The following is a 946-nucleotide window of genomic DNA, read 5'->3' as shown; positions in this document are numbered from 1 at the left end:
CCCATAGGGCATCCTTCCATTCCTTCGAAAGGATCACACCATCAAACCGTGGGATCAAACACCTAGATCCTTGGTCGACATAATATTCCGCTCGCGGCGCTGATCCAGTTCAATGAAACCGACCGCCGCCTGGCACACGTTGTCGCCGCATTCAGCGCGTTACAGGCAGGCGCACAGGCCAAAAGTTGAACGGGAGGCGGGGGCGACGGTCACGGCCACCGCGTGCAACTGGAACATCTGCGTCGGTTTCGGCTTTTACTACGGTCTCTGGAGGAAGAGACGCGACTTCATGGGAGATGACGATGAAAAGCTCAATCGTTTGGCTGACCGGATGTGTGGTCTGCGCCTTTGCCGGCATGGCGAGTGCGGACTGTGCCGAAGATCTGGCCAATTTGAATAGCAAGACGGGGATGGGCGCCGAAACCAGCGCCTCCACTGCGTCTGAGGGTGAACCGGTTGAAGGGATTGCGAAGGACGGATCATTGGCGCCTTTGGAAATGCTCGATGCTGACAAGGGTGCAGCAACAGACGCGACCGCAGACGCCCTTGACGCTGCGACGTCGGACACTTCGGAAGCGACAGCCGATGGCGAAATTGTCAAAGATGGATCACTTGCGCCTCTTGAGGGTACGGAAGCCGAGGCCGGGACCGAGGTCGCTATGTCTGGACAGGATGTCCAGGCACAGCAAGATGGTGAACCCTCCGCGGCCGAAGCTGCCGCCTCCGATGCCGAACCGACTGCTGATCGCGACGGTCTGATGGAGGAAGCCCGGACTGCACTTGCCGCGGGTGATGAGGAGGCATGCCGCGCGGCAGTCGAAGAGATCGACGCCATGTGACCAGAGCGCGCGCCTTCGCCTCGGGCGCGGGTTTTTTGTCTAGGCTCCAGCCTCATTGATTTTCAGAGCCAGAAGAGGATTGTTGCTGCGAGAGCTATCGCGGAGAG

Annotated in this window: 1 protein-coding gene; it reads left to right on the top strand. The window is 59.5% G+C overall.

What is annotated here, in order from left to right; all coding sequences use genetic code 11:
- The first annotated feature begins 296 nt into the window (after nucleotides 1-296).
- Nucleotides 297-839 (top strand): hypothetical protein, encoded by a 543-nt coding sequence (locus DKT70_RS17635; RefSeq protein ID WP_111560341.1) that lies wholly within the window; start codon nucleotides 297-299, stop codon nucleotides 837-839.
- Nucleotides 840-946 lie beyond the last annotated feature (107 nt).

This window comes from Paracoccus sediminilitoris, assembly GCF_003259195.1.
Taxonomy (GTDB): Bacteria; Pseudomonadota; Alphaproteobacteria; order Rhodobacterales; family Rhodobacteraceae; genus Paracoccus; species Paracoccus sediminilitoris.
This window is presented reverse-complemented; position numbering and strand designations above follow the sequence as displayed.